Annotated in this window: 13 protein-coding genes; 12 read left to right on the forward strand and 1 reads right to left on the reverse strand. The window is 40.7% G+C overall.

The window, feature by feature from the left end; genetic code table 11:
- Positions 1-69: 69 nt before the first annotated feature.
- From pfkA to sdbB, 8 genes are all read left to right on the forward strand, one after another.
- On the forward strand, positions 70-1,077 hold the full coding sequence (gene pfkA / locus D8863_RS01805) for a 6-phosphofructokinase (protein ID WP_042768668.1): 1,008 nt from the start codon (positions 70-72) through the stop codon (positions 1,075-1,077).
- A 66-nt stretch (positions 1,078-1,143) separates the two neighbouring features.
- Positions 1,144-2,649, forward strand: coding sequence for a pyruvate kinase (gene pyk / locus D8863_RS01810; RefSeq protein ID WP_001042824.1), 1,506 nt, complete (start codon positions 1,144-1,146; stop codon positions 2,647-2,649).
- Positions 2,650-2,809: 160 nt separating this feature from the next.
- Positions 2,810-4,069: a UDP-N-acetylglucosamine 1-carboxyvinyltransferase gene (murA, locus tag D8863_RS01815; RefSeq protein ID WP_125440914.1), complete on the forward strand. Its 1,260-nt coding sequence runs from the start codon at positions 2,810-2,812 to the stop codon at positions 4,067-4,069.
- Positions 4,070-4,084: 15 nt separating this feature from the next.
- A complete protein-coding gene (locus D8863_RS01820; RefSeq protein WP_001028755.1) occupies positions 4,085-4,636 on the forward strand; it encodes a GNAT family N-acetyltransferase in 552 nt (183 codons plus the stop codon).
- Complete coding sequence (spxR, locus tag D8863_RS01825; protein WP_000033809.1) at positions 4,629-5,906, forward strand: CBS-HotDog domain-containing transcription factor SpxR; 1,278 nt, start codon at positions 4,629-4,631, stop codon at positions 5,904-5,906. The genes D8863_RS01820 and spxR overlap by 8 nt, the downstream gene beginning before the upstream one ends.
- A 15-nt stretch (positions 5,907-5,921) precedes the next feature.
- Positions 5,922-6,782 carry a methionyl aminopeptidase gene (locus tag D8863_RS01830; RefSeq protein ID WP_000631558.1) on the forward strand — a complete coding sequence of 287 codons (861 nt, stop codon included), beginning with the start codon at positions 5,922-5,924 and terminating at the stop codon, positions 6,780-6,782.
- Between the two features lie 125 nt (positions 6,783-6,907).
- Positions 6,908-7,615: a thiol-disulfide oxidoreductase-associated membrane protein CcdA2 gene (gene ccdA2, locus D8863_RS01835; protein WP_125440915.1), complete on the forward strand. Its 708-nt coding sequence runs from the start codon at positions 6,908-6,910 to the stop codon at positions 7,613-7,615.
- Positions 7,616-7,627: 12 nt separating this feature from the next.
- Complete coding sequence (gene sdbB / locus D8863_RS01840; RefSeq protein WP_000755591.1) at positions 7,628-8,173, forward strand: thiol-disulfide oxidoreductase-associated lipoprotein SdbB; 546 nt, start codon at positions 7,628-7,630, stop codon at positions 8,171-8,173.
- A gap of 33 nt (positions 8,174-8,206) precedes the next feature.
- Here sdbB and pbp3 read toward each other — a convergent pair whose 3' ends face one another.
- Positions 8,207-9,448: a D-alanyl-D-alanine carboxypeptidase PBP3 gene (gene pbp3 / locus D8863_RS01845; protein WP_125440916.1), complete on the reverse strand. Its 1,242-nt coding sequence runs from the start codon at positions 9,446-9,448 to the stop codon at positions 8,207-8,209.
- A gap of 104 nt (positions 9,449-9,552) precedes the next feature.
- On the opposite strand from pbp3, the gene D8863_RS01850 reads away from it, so the two are divergent.
- The 4 genes from D8863_RS01850 (at position 9,553) to ffh (ending at position 14,150) form a co-directional block, all read left to right on the forward strand.
- On the forward strand, positions 9,553-10,662 hold the full coding sequence (locus D8863_RS01850; RefSeq protein WP_125440917.1) for an AI-2E family transporter: 1,110 nt from the start codon (positions 9,553-9,555) through the stop codon (positions 10,660-10,662).
- 236 nt (positions 10,663-10,898) lie between these two features.
- Complete coding sequence (tuf, locus tag D8863_RS01855) at positions 10,899-12,095, forward strand: elongation factor Tu (protein WP_001040720.1); 1,197 nt, start codon at positions 10,899-10,901, stop codon at positions 12,093-12,095.
- Between the two features lie 139 nt (positions 12,096-12,234).
- The gene (locus tag D8863_RS01860) at positions 12,235-12,567 is read left to right on the forward strand and encodes a putative DNA-binding protein (protein WP_000402066.1); all 333 of its coding nucleotides are present in this window, start codon (positions 12,235-12,237) and stop codon (positions 12,565-12,567) included.
- 11 nt (positions 12,568-12,578) lie between these two features.
- Entirely contained in the window at positions 12,579-14,150 is a 1,572-nt protein-coding gene (ffh, locus tag D8863_RS01865) for a signal recognition particle protein (RefSeq protein WP_125440918.1), read from the forward strand.
- Positions 14,151-14,175 lie beyond the last annotated feature (25 nt).

Genomic DNA, 14,175 nt, shown 5'->3' on the forward strand with positions numbered 1-14,175 from the left:
ATAGAAGAATTTTCTAATTAAATGTGGTATAATCAGTAAGAATGTTAAAAGAAAAAGGAGCATAACCAAATGAAACGTATTGCTGTTTTAACCAGTGGTGGAGACGCCCCTGGTATGAATGCTGCCATCCGTGCGGTAGTTCGCCAAGCAATCTCAGAAGGAATGGAAGTTTTTGGTATCTATGATGGATACGCAGGTATGGTTGCCGGTGAAATTTATCCACTTGATGCTGCTTCAGTAGGAGACATCATTTCACGTGGTGGTACTTTCCTTCACTCTGCTCGTTACCCTGAGTTTGCACAACTTGAAGGCCAACTTAAAGGGATTGAGCAATTGAAAAAACACGGTATCGAAGGTGTCGTTGTTATCGGTGGTGATGGTTCTTATCACGGAGCTATGCGCTTGACTGAGCATGGATTCCCTGCTATTGGGCTTCCAGGTACAATCGATAACGATATCGTAGGTACTGACTTCACAATCGGATTTGATACTGCAGTTACTACTGCAATGGATGCAATCGATAAGATTCGTGATACATCATCAAGTCACCGTCGTACTTTCGTTGTTGAAGTAATGGGACGTAACGCTGGTGATATCGCTCTTTGGGCAGGTATCGCAACTGGTGCTGACGAAATCATCATCCCTGAAGAAGGCTTCAAGATGGAAGATATCGTAGCAAGCATCAAAGCTGGTTATGAACACGGTAAAAAACACAACATTATCGTTTTGGCAGAAGGTGTTATGTCGGCAGCTGAATTTGGTCAAAAACTAAAAGAAGCTGGAGATACAAGCGACCTTCGTGTAACTGAACTTGGACACATCCAACGTGGTGGTTCACCAACCGCTCGCGACCGTGTATTGGCATCACGCATGGGTGCACACGCTGTTAAACTCCTTAAAGAGGGAATTGGTGGTGTCGCTGTTGGTATCCGTAACGAAAAAATGGTTGAGAATCCAATTCTTGGTACAGCAGAAGAGGGAGCCTTGTTTAGTCTAACAGCTGATGGTAAGATCGTTGTTAACAACCCTCATAAAGCTGATCTTGAACTTTCTTCTTTGAACAAGAGCTTGTCCTAATCAACTTTCATTAATTTGGTAACATGACCTTAAAAGGTCGAATTATATAAAGGAGTCACAAAAATCATGAACAAACGTGTAAAAATCGTTGCAACTTTAGGTCCTGCGGTTGAAATCCGTGGTGGTAAAAAATTCGGTGAAGACGGATACTGGGGTGAAAAACTTGACGTTGAAGCTTCAGCTCAAAATATTGCTAAATTGATTGAAGCAGGAGCGAACACTTTCCGTTTCAACTTCTCACACGGTGACCACCAAGAACAAGGTGAGCGTATGGCAACTGTTAAACTTGCTGAAAAACTTGCTGGTAAGAAAGTTGGTTTCCTTCTTGATACAAAAGGACCAGAAATCCGTACAGAATTGTTTGAAGGTGATGCAAAAGAGTACTCATACAAAACTGGTGAAAAAATCCGTGTTGCAACTAAACAAGGAATCAAATCAACTCGTGATGTGATTGCTTTGAACGTTGCTGGTGCCCTTGACATCTACGATGATGTTGAAGTTGGTCACCAAGTTTTGGTTGACGATGGTAAACTTGGTCTTCGTGTTTTCGCAAAAGACGATGCAACTCGTGAATTTGAGGTAGTCGTTGAAAATGACGGTATCATTGCTAAGCAAAAAGGTGTAAACATCCCAAACACTAAAATTCCTTTCCCAGCACTTGCTGAACGCGATAACGATGATATCCGTTTCGGTTTGGAACAAGGTATCAACTTCATCGCGATTTCATTTGTACGTACTGCAAAAGACGTTGAAGAAGTTCGTGCAATCTGTGAAGAAACTGGAAACGGGCACGTTCAATTGTTCGCGAAAATCGAAAATCAACAAGGTATTGATAACTTGGATGAAATCCTTGAAGTAGCTGATGGTATCATGATCGCCCGTGGTGACATGGGTATTGAAGTACCATTCGAAATGGTTCCAGTTTACCAAAAAATGATTATCACAAAAGTAAATGCAGCTGGTAAAGTCGCTATCACAGCAACAAACATGCTTGAAACTATGACTGAAAAACCACGTGCAACTCGTTCAGAAGTATCAGACGTATTTAACGCTGTTATCGATGGAACTGACGCTACAATGCTTTCAGGTGAGTCTGCAAATGGTAAATACCCACTTGAGTCAGTTACTACGATGGCAACTATTGACAAAAATGCTCAAACTCTTTTAAAAGAATACGGTCGCTTGTCGTCTGTTAACTTGTCACGTAATTCTAAGACTGAGGTTATGGCTTCAGCTGTTAAGGATGCGACAAACTCTATGAATATCAAGTTGGTGGTTACTCTTACTAAGACAGGTCACACTGCTCGTTTGATTTCTAAATACCGTCCAGATGCTGATATCTTGGCAATCACTTTCGATGAATTGACTCAGCGTGGTTTGATGCTTAACTGGGGAGTTATCCCAGTAACAACTGATCGCCCATCAAACACTGATGATATGTTTGATCTCGCTGAAAGAATTGCAGTTGAGCAAGGTTTGGTAGAATCTGGTGACGATATCGTTATCGTTGCAGGTGTGCCACTTGGAGAAGCTGTTCGTACAAACACAATGCGTATCCGTACAGTACGTTAATCTAACACAAAAACCTATCATTTCAAGCTGAAAAGCTTGAGTGATAGGTCTTTTTTTATAAAAATGGAATGGTATTTAGTAAATAGGAATGGGAAAAAACTGAAAATTATGATATAATAGAACGAAAAGACCTTTTTAGTAAATTTTGAAAGAGTAAAACATGAGAAAAATTGTCATCAATGGTGGACGTCCATTGCAAGGTGAGATCACCATTAGTGGTGCTAAAAATAGTGTTGTAGCGCTTATTCCAGCTATTATCTTATCAGATGATATTGTCACTTTAGATTGTGTTCCAGATATTTCAGACGTTGCTAGTCTTGTCGAAATCATGGAAATCATGGGGGCATCTGTTAAGCGTTATGACGATGTCTTGGAGATTGATCCAAGAGGTGTTCAAAATATTCCGATGCCTTATGGCAAGATTAATAGCTTGCGTGCTTCTTATTATTTCTACGGAAGTCTTTTAGGTCGCTTTGGTGAAGCTACAGTTGGACTTCCTGGCGGATGTGATCTAGGGCCTCGTCCGATTGACCTTCACTTAAAAGCTTTTGAAGCCATGGGTGCTAAGGTCAGCTATGAAGGAGATAATATGAATTTATCTGCCCAAGGCAAGGGGCTTCACGGAGCAAGTATTTACATGGATACCGTCAGCGTTGGTGCAACGATTAACACTATGATTGCTGCGGTTAAAGCTAAGGGACGCACTGTCATTGAAAATGCGGCTCGTGAACCGGAAATTATCGATGTTGCTACCCTTTTGAACAACATGGGGGCTCATATTCGTGGTGCAGGGACTGATATTATCATTATTGATGGTGTCGAGAAACTTCATGGAACGCGTCATCAGGTTATCCCAGACCGTATCGAAGCTGGAACCTATATTTCACTTGCTGCAGCGGTAGGAAAAGGAATTCGTATTAACAACGTTCTCTATGAACACTTAGAAGGCTTTATCGCCAAACTAGAGGAAATGGGCGTTCGTATGACGGTCTCAGAAGACAGCATCTTCGTTGAAGAACAGTCTGATTTGAAGGCCATTAATATCAAAACAGCTCCCTATCCAGGGTTCGCAACCGATTTGCAACAGCCTATCACGCCACTTTTACTAACTGCCCAAGGTCGTGGAACTATTATTGATACGATTTATGAGAAACGTGTTAATCATGTCTTTGAGTTAGCAAAAATGGATGCGGATATTACGACTACAAATGATCACATTATCTACAACGGTGGTCGTAACTTACACGGGGCAAGTGTAAAAGCTACAGACTTGCGAGCTGGTGCTGCACTTGTCATCGCTGGCTTGATGGCTCAAGGCCAGACTGAAATTACGAATATTGAGTTTATCCTTCGTGGCTACTCAGATATTATTGAAAAATTGCGTAGTCTTGGAGCAGATATTACACTCGTTGAAGACTAAGCCGTTGAGGTGATTATGAATATTTGGACCAAATTAGCAATGTTTTCTTTTTTTGAAACGGAGCGCTTGTATTTGCGTCCTTTCTTTTTTAGTGACAGTTATGCGTTTTTCGAGATTGCTTCAAACCCTGAGAATTTACAGTTTATTTTTCCAAGTCAAGCAAGTTTGGAAGAAAGTCAGTACGCACTTGCTAACTATTTTATGAAGAACCCTCTAGGGGTTTGGGCAATTTGTCTCCAAGGAAATCAGGAAATGATTGGCTCCATTAAATTTGAAAAGATTGATGAAATCAAAAAAGAAGCAGAAATTGGTTACTTCTTAAAAAAGGATTCTTGGGCACAAGGTTTTATGACAGAAGTGGTTACCAAGCTATGTCAGCTTTCATTTGAAGAATTTGGTTTAAAACAATTATCCATCATCACTCATTTGGAAAATCAAGCTAGTCAAAAAGTAGCCTTAAAATCGGGCTTTAGCCTCGTCCGACAGTTTAAGGGGAGCGATCGCTATACACGAAAAATGAGGGACTATCTTGAATTTCGATACATAAAAGGAGAATTCAATGAGTAAACACCAGGAAATTTTGTCCTATCTGGAAGAGTTGCCAATTGGGAAGAGAGTTAGCGTTCGCAGTATTTCCAATCACCTAGGTGTTAGTGACGGAACAGCCTACCGAGCGATCAAAGAAGCTGAAAATCGGGGAATTGTTGAGACTCGCCCCCGCAGTGGAACCATACGGGTCAAGTCCCAGAAAGTGGCTATTGAGAGGCTAACCTATGCTGAAATTGCTGAAGTCACCTCCTCTGAAGTTTTAGCTGGTCAAGAAGGGCTTGAGAGAGAGTTTAGTAAATTCTCCATTGGGGCTATGACAGAGCAAAATATCCTGTCCTATCTCCATGATGGCGGTCTTTTGATCGTCGGAGACCGTACTCGCATTCAACTTTTAGCCTTGGAAAATGAAAATGCAGTCCTTGTAACAGGTGGTTTTCATGTCCAAGACGATGTTCTTGAGTTGGCTAATAAAAAAGGGATTCCAGTTCTGAGGAGTAAACATGACACTTTTACAGTAGCGACCATGATTAACAAAGCCCTCTCAAATGTTCAAATCAAAACCGATATTCTGACAGTCGAAAAGCTCTATCGTCCCAGTCATGAGTATGGTTTTTTGAGAGAGACGGATACAGTCAAAGACTATCTAGACTTGGTCCGTAAGAACAGAAGTAGTCGTTTCCCAGTCATTAATCAGCACCAAGTGGTTGTTGGCGTTGTTACTATGCGTGACGCAGGAGACAAGTCTCCCAGCACGACGATTGACAAGGTGATGACGCGAAGTATCTTCGTAACAGGTTTAGCGACCAATATTGCCAATGTCAGTCAACGAATGATCGCAGAAGACTTTGAGATGGTTCCCGTTGTCAGAAGTAACCAAACCTTGCTCGGTGTCGTAACACGACGAGATGTCATGGAAAAGATGAGTCGTTCCCAAGTTTCTGCTTTGCCGACCTTCTCAGAGCAAATCGGGCAAAAACTCTCTTATCATCATGATGAGGTCGTCATTACTGTTGAGCCCTTCATGCTGGAGAAAAATGGGGTCCTTGCTAATGGAGTCTTGGCTGAAATCCTCAACCATATGACCCAAGACCTCGTTGTCAATAGCGGACGTAATCTCATCATTGAGCAGATGTTGATTTATTTCTTGCAGGCTGTACAGATAGATGATACTCTGCGGATTCAGGCTCGAATTATTCACCACACGAGACGTTCAGCTATTATTGATTATGATATTTATCATGGTCATCAGATTGTTTCAAAAGCAAATGTTACGGTTAAAATTAATTAGAATCTAGGAGAAAAAATGATAACTTTAAAATCAGCACGTGAAATCGAAGCTATGGACAAGGCTGGTGATTTCCTAGCAAGTATCCATATCGGCTTACGTGATTTGATTAAGCCAGGCGTGGATATGTGGGAAGTTGAAGAGTACGTTCGTCGACGTTGTAAAGAGGAGAATTTCCTTCCTTTACAGATTGGAGTAGATGGTGCAGTCATGGATTACCCCTATGCCACTTGTTGCTCTCTCAATGACGAAGTAGCTCACGCTTTTCCACGTCATTACATCTTGAAAGATGGTGATTTGCTCAAGGTTGACATGGTACTGGGTGGTCCGATTGCCAAATCCGACCTCAATGTCTCTAAACTCAATTTCAACAATGTTGAGCAAATGAAAAAATACACCCAAAGTTATACTGGTGGTTTAGCTGACTCATGTTGGGCTTATGCGGTTGGTACACCGTCTGAAGAAGTGAAAAACCTGATGGACGTGACCAAGGAAGCTATGTATAAAGGGATTGAGCAAGCAGTTGTTGGCAATCGTATCGGTGATATCGGTGCAGCCATTCAAGAATACGCTGAAAGTCGCGGTTACGGTGTCGTTCGCGATTTGGTTGGTCATGGTGTTGGTCCAACTATGCACGAGGAGCCAATGGTTCCTAACTACGGTATTGCAGGCCGTGGACTCCGCCTCCGTGAAGGAATGGTACTAACCATTGAACCCATGATCAATACTGGTGACTGGGAAATCGATACAGATATGAAGACTGGCTGGGCTCATAAGACTATAGATGGCGGCCTGTCTTGCCAATATGAACACCAGTTCGTGATTACCAAAGACGGTCCAGTTATCTTGACTAGTCAAGGTGAAGAAGGAACGTATTAAAAAAAGGAGCTTAGCTCCTTTTTTTGTGTCAAATTTTATCAAAATAAATAAGCGTAGCAGACTTCTTACAAATTTATTCTTTTGTAGTAAAATAGGATTAGAATTTTGAGAAAGTAGGTAATTCGTTGGAGTCGATTATATTTCTAGTATCCGTTTTTTTAGCAGGTATCCTGTCCTTCTTTTCACCCTGCATCTTTCCTTTGCTACCTGTCTATGCTGGTATTTTACTGGATGATCAGGGAAATTCGAAAAGCTTTCGCTTTTTTGGAAGAGACGTTGCATGGTCTGGTTTAATTCGGACCTTGTGCTTTATTGCAGGAATCTCCCTCATTTTCTTTATTTTAGGATTTGGAGCTGGATTCCTAGGGCACATGCTCTATGCAGACTGGTTTCGTTATGCTATGGGAATAGTCATTATTCTTTTGGGACTTCATCAGATGGAAATCTTGCATTTCAATAAACTGGAGGTTCAAAAGACAGTCACCTTCAAACAATCAAAGTCTAATCACTATCTGTCAGCCTTTTTACTTGGGATAACCTTTAGTTTTGGTTGGACCCCTTGTATCGGACCAGTCTTAAGTTCGGTCTTGGCTCTTGCAGCTTCAGGTGGTAATGGTGCTTGGCAAGGAGCCGTGTTAACATTAGTATACACATTGGGAATGGCCCTTCCTTTCATTGTTTTGGCCTTGGCTTCGGGCTGGATTATGCCCTATTTTAGTAAATTAAAACCCCATATGATCCTACTAAAGAAAATCGGGGGAGCTTTGATTATTTTGATGGGATTATTATTAATGCTAGGGCAGTTAAATGCCTTAGCAGGAATTCTTGGATAAAAGGAGAAAAAGATGAAAAAAGTTATTTTTGCTGGATTGAGCCTCATGTCTCTATTCTTGTTGATTGCCTGTGGTGAAAAAGAAACCAAACAGACAAGCAGTCCAAAACAACCCGCTGTACAACAAATCGCAGTCGGTAAGGATGCGCCAGACTTTACCTTGCAGTCTATGGATGGCAAAGAAGTGAAATTATCAGACTATAAAGGGAAAAAGGTCTATTTAAAATTCTGGGCTTCTTGGTGTGGACCATGTAAAAAAAGCATGCCTGAGCTGATGGAATTAGCTGCCAAACAAGATCGAGACTTTGAAATCTTGAGTGTGATTGCACCTGGTTTACAAGGTGAAAAAACAGTTCAAGACTTTCCAAAATGGTACCAAGAACAAGGCTACAAGGATATTCCAGTTCTATATGATACCCAAGCAACTACCTTCCAAGCCTACCAAATTCGTAGTATTCCAACGGAATACTTGATTGACAGTCAAGGTAAAATCGGAAAAATCCAATTTGGTGCTATTAGCAATGCTGATGCAGAAGCGGCTTTTAAAGAAATGAAATAAAGAAAAAATCGCGAAGAAAATCGCGATTCTTTTTTATAGTTTTTCATTGATAAAGCGGATAAATTGATTCCACCAAACCTTCAAAAAGAAGGCTTTTTCCACTTTCTTTCCAGAAACCATTTCAAAAGATGGTTTGTCGGAAGTAAGATAACCTTGGCCAATCAAATCCTGATCATCATAGGTTAGAGTACCAACAACCTTTCCTTCTTCTAGTGGAGCCATTTCTGATGTTGATTTCGGTGTGAATTGGAGAGCTGGTGTAGTAGCGCTTCCGATGCGTTGGACGATGGAAATGTCTGACTTAGCGACAGCTGTCACATTATCTTCTTTACCATCAAGAACTGTTACTTTACTATCATTGTATGCTTCACCTTTCTGAACGACGGTTTTTAAGGCAAAGTTTGCAGAAATATAATCTAAAAGTGCAGAAGTAGCAGTAAAACGTGCATAAGGGTTGGTATCTTGTTGATCTGCATTCAAAACAACCGTAATAATACGCATCCCTTTCTCAACAGTTGTTCCAACGAATGAAGCACCAGCTTTGTCAGTAGTACCTGTCTTTAGTCCATCGATACCACCACGATAGGCAGGCATTCCTTCCAACATATAGTTGGTTGAGTGGATTTCAAGTCCTGCAAAGGTAGAAGTTGGCTTTTTGGTGATTTCCAAAACTTGAGGATAATCTCGGATGAGGTTACGAGCGACGATTGCAACATCGTAGGCACTCAACTTGTTTTCATCGTCTTTTTTAGAACCTGGATAGATATTATCGCCAAGGGTCTCATTATTTAAACCAGTTGTGTTTACAATAGTTGCATCTTGAATTCCCCATTCAAGAAGTTTAGCCCTCATCTTATCTACAAAGTCTTTCTCAGAACCAGCAATCTTTTCTGCTAGCGCAATTGCAGCACTGTTCGCGCTGGATACCATTGTAGCCTCTAATAGTTGTTCAACAGTATAATTTCGAGCTTCCATAGGGACGTTACTGGCTTCAGAATTAGTTGTAAGTTTGTAAGGATAGTCTGTAATATCAACGGGTGTAGATAGGCTGATAGTTCCTTGTTCCAGAGCTTCATAGACCAAATAAACTGTAACTAGTTTCGTAATAGAAGCAATTTCTACAGGCTGATTTGCATCTTTTTCATAGAGGATTTTTCCAGTTGTAGCCTCAACAGCAATGGCATGTTTAGCAGCAACATCAAACTCCTGAGCAGAAACAGTAGAAGCTGTTCCAAAAACTAAAAGTGTCATAAAAGATAAAATTATTTTTTTCATATTAGCTTTATTTTATCATAAAGAAAAAAAATATTCTCGCTTTTTTACTAAAGCCATCTTATCTTTTTCAGAAATATGGTAAAATAGAGAGAAGGAGGATACCTATGTTCCGTAGAAACAAATTATTTTTTTGGACAGCTGAAATTTTATTGTTAACATTGATTTTCTATCTTTGGAGAGAAATGGGAGCCATCATTACTCCCTTCGTGACGGTTGTGAATACCATTATGATTCCATTTTTACTTGGTGGATTTTTTTACTACATTACAAATCCAGTCGTGACTTTCTTAGAAAAGAGATGTAAGATCAATCGTCTAATTGGTGTCTTGATCACTCTTTGTGCCTTGATTGGTGCTATCGTTGTAGGGGTCGTTTATCTCTTGCCGATTTTGATTAATCAGTTGACCAGCTTGATTATTTCTAGTCAAAATATCTATAGTAGACTACAAGATTTGATCATCGATTTGTCCATGAATCCAGTCTTCCAAAATATTGATATTCAACAAACAATTCAACAACTGAATCTCTCCTATGTGGATATCCTCCAGAATATCCTGAATAGCGTCAGCAACAGTTTAGGAAGCGTTCTTTCAGCCTTGTTTAGTACAGTTCTGATTCTCATTATGACCCCTGTATTCTTGATTTATTTCTTGTTGGATGGTCATAAGTTGCTACCAATGTTGGAACGTACCGTCTTAAAACATGACAAATTGAATCTTTCTAGCCTTTTAACCAATCTCAATACAACCATAGCACGCTATATCAGTGGAATTGCGATTGATGCGGTTATTATTGGATGTTTAGCCTATATTGGCTATAGCGTTATCGGATTAAAGTACGCCCTAGTTTTTGCTATTTTTTCTGGAATCGCAAATTTAATTCCTTATGTTGGTCCAAGTATTGGCTTGATTCCAATGGTGATTGCCAATGTGTTCACAGATCCTCATCGTATGTTGATTGCGGTTGCTTATATGCTTATTATCCAGCAGATTGACGGAAATATTCTCTATCCACGTATCGTTGGAGGGGTTATGAAAGTGCATCCGATTACGATTTTAGTTCTCCTTTTACTGTCAAGTAATATCTACGGTGTCGTAGGGATGGTCGTAGCAGTACCTACTTACTCTATTTTTAAAGAAATTACTAAGTTCCTAGCGAAATTATATGAAAACCATAAAGAAGCTAAGGGACTGGAAAAAACAGAATCAAATTAAAATCAGGGAAACCTGATTTTTTTGATGAAAATACTATCTCTCAAACAAAGATAAGTTTGAATTCATATTGCCATAAAGAAGCAGAAGAACAGGATTTGATAAGATTTAGATTAATTCACAAAATATGTGTAAAACACTTGCAATTTAGCAGAAATTTGATAAAATAGTAAGGAAAGTTAGACTGTATTGCCTACTGTCTATCTATAAAATATATTTTATTGGAGGCTTTTACTCAAATGGCAAAAGAAAAATACGATCGTAGTAAACCACACGTTAACATTGGTACTATCGGACACGTTGACCACGGTAAAACTACTTTGACTGCAGCTATCACAACTGTATTGGCACGTCGCTTGCCTTCAGCAGTTAACCAACCTAAAGACTATGCGTCTATCGATGCTGCTCCAGAAGAACGCGAACGCGGTATCACTATCAACACTGCGCACGTTGAGTACGAAACTGAAAAACGTCACTACGCTCACATCGATGCTCCAGGACACGCGGACTACGTTAAAAACATGATCACTGGTGCCGCTCAAATGGACGGAGCTATCCTTGTAGTAGCTTCAACTGACGGACCAATGCCACAAACTCGTGAGCACATCCTTCTTTCACGTCAGGTTGGTGTTAAACACCTTATCGTCTTCATGAACAAAATTGACTTGGTAGACGACGAAGAATTGCTTGAATTGGTTGAAATGGAAATCCGTGACCTCTTGTCAGAATACGACTTCCCAGGTGACGATCTTCCAGTTATCCAAGGTTCAGCTCTTAAAGCTCTTGAAGGTGACTCTAAATACGAAGACATCATCATGGAATTGATGAACACTGTTGATGAGTACATCCCAGAACCAGAACGTGACACTGAAAAACCATTGCTTCTTCCAGTCGAAGACGTATTCTCAATCACTGGACGTGGTACAGTTGCTTCAGGACGTATCGACCGTGGTACTGTTCGTGTCAACGACGAAATCGAAATCGTTGGTATCAAAGAAGAAACTCAAAAAGCAGTTGTTACTGGTGTTGAAATGTTCCGTAAACAACTTGACGAAGGTCTTGCCGGAGATAACGTAGGTGTCCTTCTTCGTGGTGTTCAACGTGACGAAATCGAACGTGGACAAGTTATCGCTAAACCAGGTTCAATCAACCCACACACTAAATTTAAAGGTGAAGTCTACATCCTTACTAAAGAAGAAGGTGGACGTCACACTCCATTCTTCAACAACTACCGTCCACAATTCTACTTCCGTACTACTGACGTTACAGGTTCAATCGAACTTCCAGCAGGTACTGAAATGGTAATGCCTGGTGATAACGTGACTATCGACGTTGAGTTGATCCACCCAATCGCCGTAGAACAAGGTACTACATTCTCTATCCGTGAGGGTGGACGTACTGTTGGTTCAGGTATGGTTACAGAAATCGAAGCTTAATTCGATTAAGTTCCCAGAAGAACAATTATTTAAGTCAGACACTAAAAGAATCTTGCCTTGCAAGGTTCTTTTTTTTCTTATTCTATTTGAAGTGCTTCTACTCTAGCAGTATAATCGTTTTTTTGGTATAATAAAAGTTATGGAAATCGAAAAAACCAATCGTATGAACGCCCTTTTTGAATTTTATGCGGCGCTTTTGACAGACAAGCAGATGAACTATATTGAACTCTATTATGCTGATGATTACAGTCTTGCTGAGATTGCTGAAGAGTTCGGTGTCAGTCGTCAGGCTGTCTATGACAATATCAAGCGTACGGAAAAGATTCTAGAAGATTATGAGATGAAACTGCACATGTATTCGGACTACATTGTTCGTAGTCAGATTTTTGACCAGATCTTGGAGCGTTATCCCAAGGATGACTTTCTGCAGGAGCAGATAGAAATTTTAACAAGTATTGATAATAGAGAATAAGAGGAAGAAAAATGGCATTTGAAAGTTTAACAGAACGTTTACAGAACGTCTTTAAAAATCTACGAAAAAAAGGAAAAATTTCTGAGGCTGATGTCCAGGAAGCAACCAAAGAGATTCGTTTGGCCTTGCTGGAAGCCGACGTTGCCTTGCCTGTTGTAAAGGACTTTATCAAGAAGGTTCGTGAACGTGCAGTCGGACACGAGGTCATTGATACCCTCAATCCAGCCCAACAGATTATCAAAATCGTTGATGAGGAATTGACAGCTGTTTTAGGTTCCGATACGGCAGAAATTATCAAGTCACCAAAAATTCCAACCATTATCATGATGGTCGGTTTGCAAGGGGCTGGTAAAACAACATTTGCTGGTAAATTGGCTAATAAACTCAAAAAAGAAGAAAATGCTCGTCCTTTGATGATTGCGGCAGATATTTATCGTCCAGCAGCCATCGATCAGTTGAAAACACTTGGACAGCAGATCGATGTTCCTGTCTTTGCACTTGGAACAGAAGTGCCAGCTGTTGAGATAGTTCGTCAAGGTTTGGAGCAAGCACAAGCCAATCACAACGACTATGTCTTGATTGATACGGCAGGTCGATTGCAGATTGATGAGCTCTTGATGAACGAGCTTCGTGACGTTAAGGCCTTAGCCCAACCAAATGAAATCCTGCTCGTCATTGATGCCATGATTGGTCAGGAAGCGGCCAATGTTGCGCGTGAGTTTAATGCTCAGTTAGAAGTGACTGGTGTTATTCTTACCAAGATTGATGGGGATACTCGTGGTGGTGCAGCTTTGTCTGTTCGTCACATCACTGGAAAACCGATCAAGTTCACTGGTACGGGTGAAAAGATAACAGATATCGAAACCTTCCACCCAGATCGTATGTCAAGTCGTATCCTTGGTATGGGGGATATGCTGACCTTGATCGAGAAGGCCTCTCAAGAATACGATGAGCAAAAAGCTCTTGAAATGGCTGAGAAGATGCGCGAAAACACCTTTGATTTCAATGATTTCATTGATCAATTGGATCAGGTGCAAAATATGGGACCAGTGGAAGACTTGCTCAAGATGATTCCAGGTATGGCTAACAACCCTGCCCTTCAAAACATGAAGGTGGACGAGCGTCAGATTGCGCGTAAACGTGCCATTGTATCTTCCATGACACCCGAAGAGCGTGAAAATCCTGATTTGTTAAATCCAAGTCGTCGCCGCCGTATCGCTGCTGGTTCTGGAAATACCTTTGTCGAAGTCAATAAATTTATCAAGGACTTTAACCAGGCCAAACAGCTCATGCAAGGTGTCATGTCTGGGGATATGAACAAAATGATGAAGCAAATGGGAATCAATCCCAATAACCTTCCTAAAAATATGCCAAATATGGGAGGAATGGATATGTCTGCCCTTGAAGGCATGATGGGACAAGGTGGAATGCCGGATATGTCAGGTCTCGGAGGAGCAGGCATGCCAGATATGAGCCAGATGTTTGGTGGCGGACTCAAAGGTAAAATCGGTGAATTTGCCATGAAACAGTCTATGAAACGCATGGCTAACAAAATGAAAAAAGCGAAGAAAAAACGCAAATAAAAAAGGAAAGCAGAAGTGCTTTCCT

This window comes from Streptococcus oralis (assembly GCF_003943825.1).
GTDB classification, from domain to species: Bacteria; Bacillota; Bacilli; order Lactobacillales; family Streptococcaceae; genus Streptococcus; species Streptococcus oralis_CD.

What these genes read in the sequence shown, in the direction of transcription:
- sdbB (WP_000755591.1), top strand. Translation starts at nt 7,628, where the DNA reads ATGAAAAAAGTTATTTTTGCTGGATTGAGCCTCATGTCTCTATTCTTG.
- D8863_RS01830 (WP_000631558.1), top strand. Translation starts at nt 5,922, where the DNA reads ATGATAACTTTAAAATCAGCACGTGAAATCGAAGCTATGGACAAGGCT.
- D8863_RS01850 (WP_125440917.1), top strand. Translation starts at nt 9,553, where the DNA reads ATGTTCCGTAGAAACAAATTATTTTTTTGGACAGCTGAAATTTTATTG.
- tuf (WP_001040720.1), top strand. Translation starts at nt 10,899, where the DNA reads ATGGCAAAAGAAAAATACGATCGTAGTAAACCACACGTTAACATTGGT.
- spxR (WP_000033809.1), top strand. Translation starts at nt 4,629, where the DNA reads ATGAGTAAACACCAGGAAATTTTGTCCTATCTGGAAGAGTTGCCAATT.
- D8863_RS01860 (WP_000402066.1), top strand. Translation starts at nt 12,235, where the DNA reads ATGGAAATCGAAAAAACCAATCGTATGAACGCCCTTTTTGAATTTTAT.
- ffh (WP_125440918.1), top strand. Translation starts at nt 12,579, where the DNA reads ATGGCATTTGAAAGTTTAACAGAACGTTTACAGAACGTCTTTAAAAAT.
- murA (WP_125440914.1), top strand. Translation starts at nt 2,810, where the DNA reads ATGAGAAAAATTGTCATCAATGGTGGACGTCCATTGCAAGGTGAGATC.
- pbp3 (WP_125440916.1), bottom strand. Translation starts at nt 9,448, where the DNA reads ATGAAAAAAATAATTTTATCTTTTATGACACTTTTAGTTTTTGGAACA.
- pfkA (WP_042768668.1), top strand. Translation starts at nt 70, where the DNA reads ATGAAACGTATTGCTGTTTTAACCAGTGGTGGAGACGCCCCTGGTATG.
- D8863_RS01820 (WP_001028755.1), top strand. Translation starts at nt 4,085, where the DNA reads ATGAATATTTGGACCAAATTAGCAATGTTTTCTTTTTTTGAAACGGAG.
- pyk (WP_001042824.1), top strand. Translation starts at nt 1,144, where the DNA reads ATGAACAAACGTGTAAAAATCGTTGCAACTTTAGGTCCTGCGGTTGAA.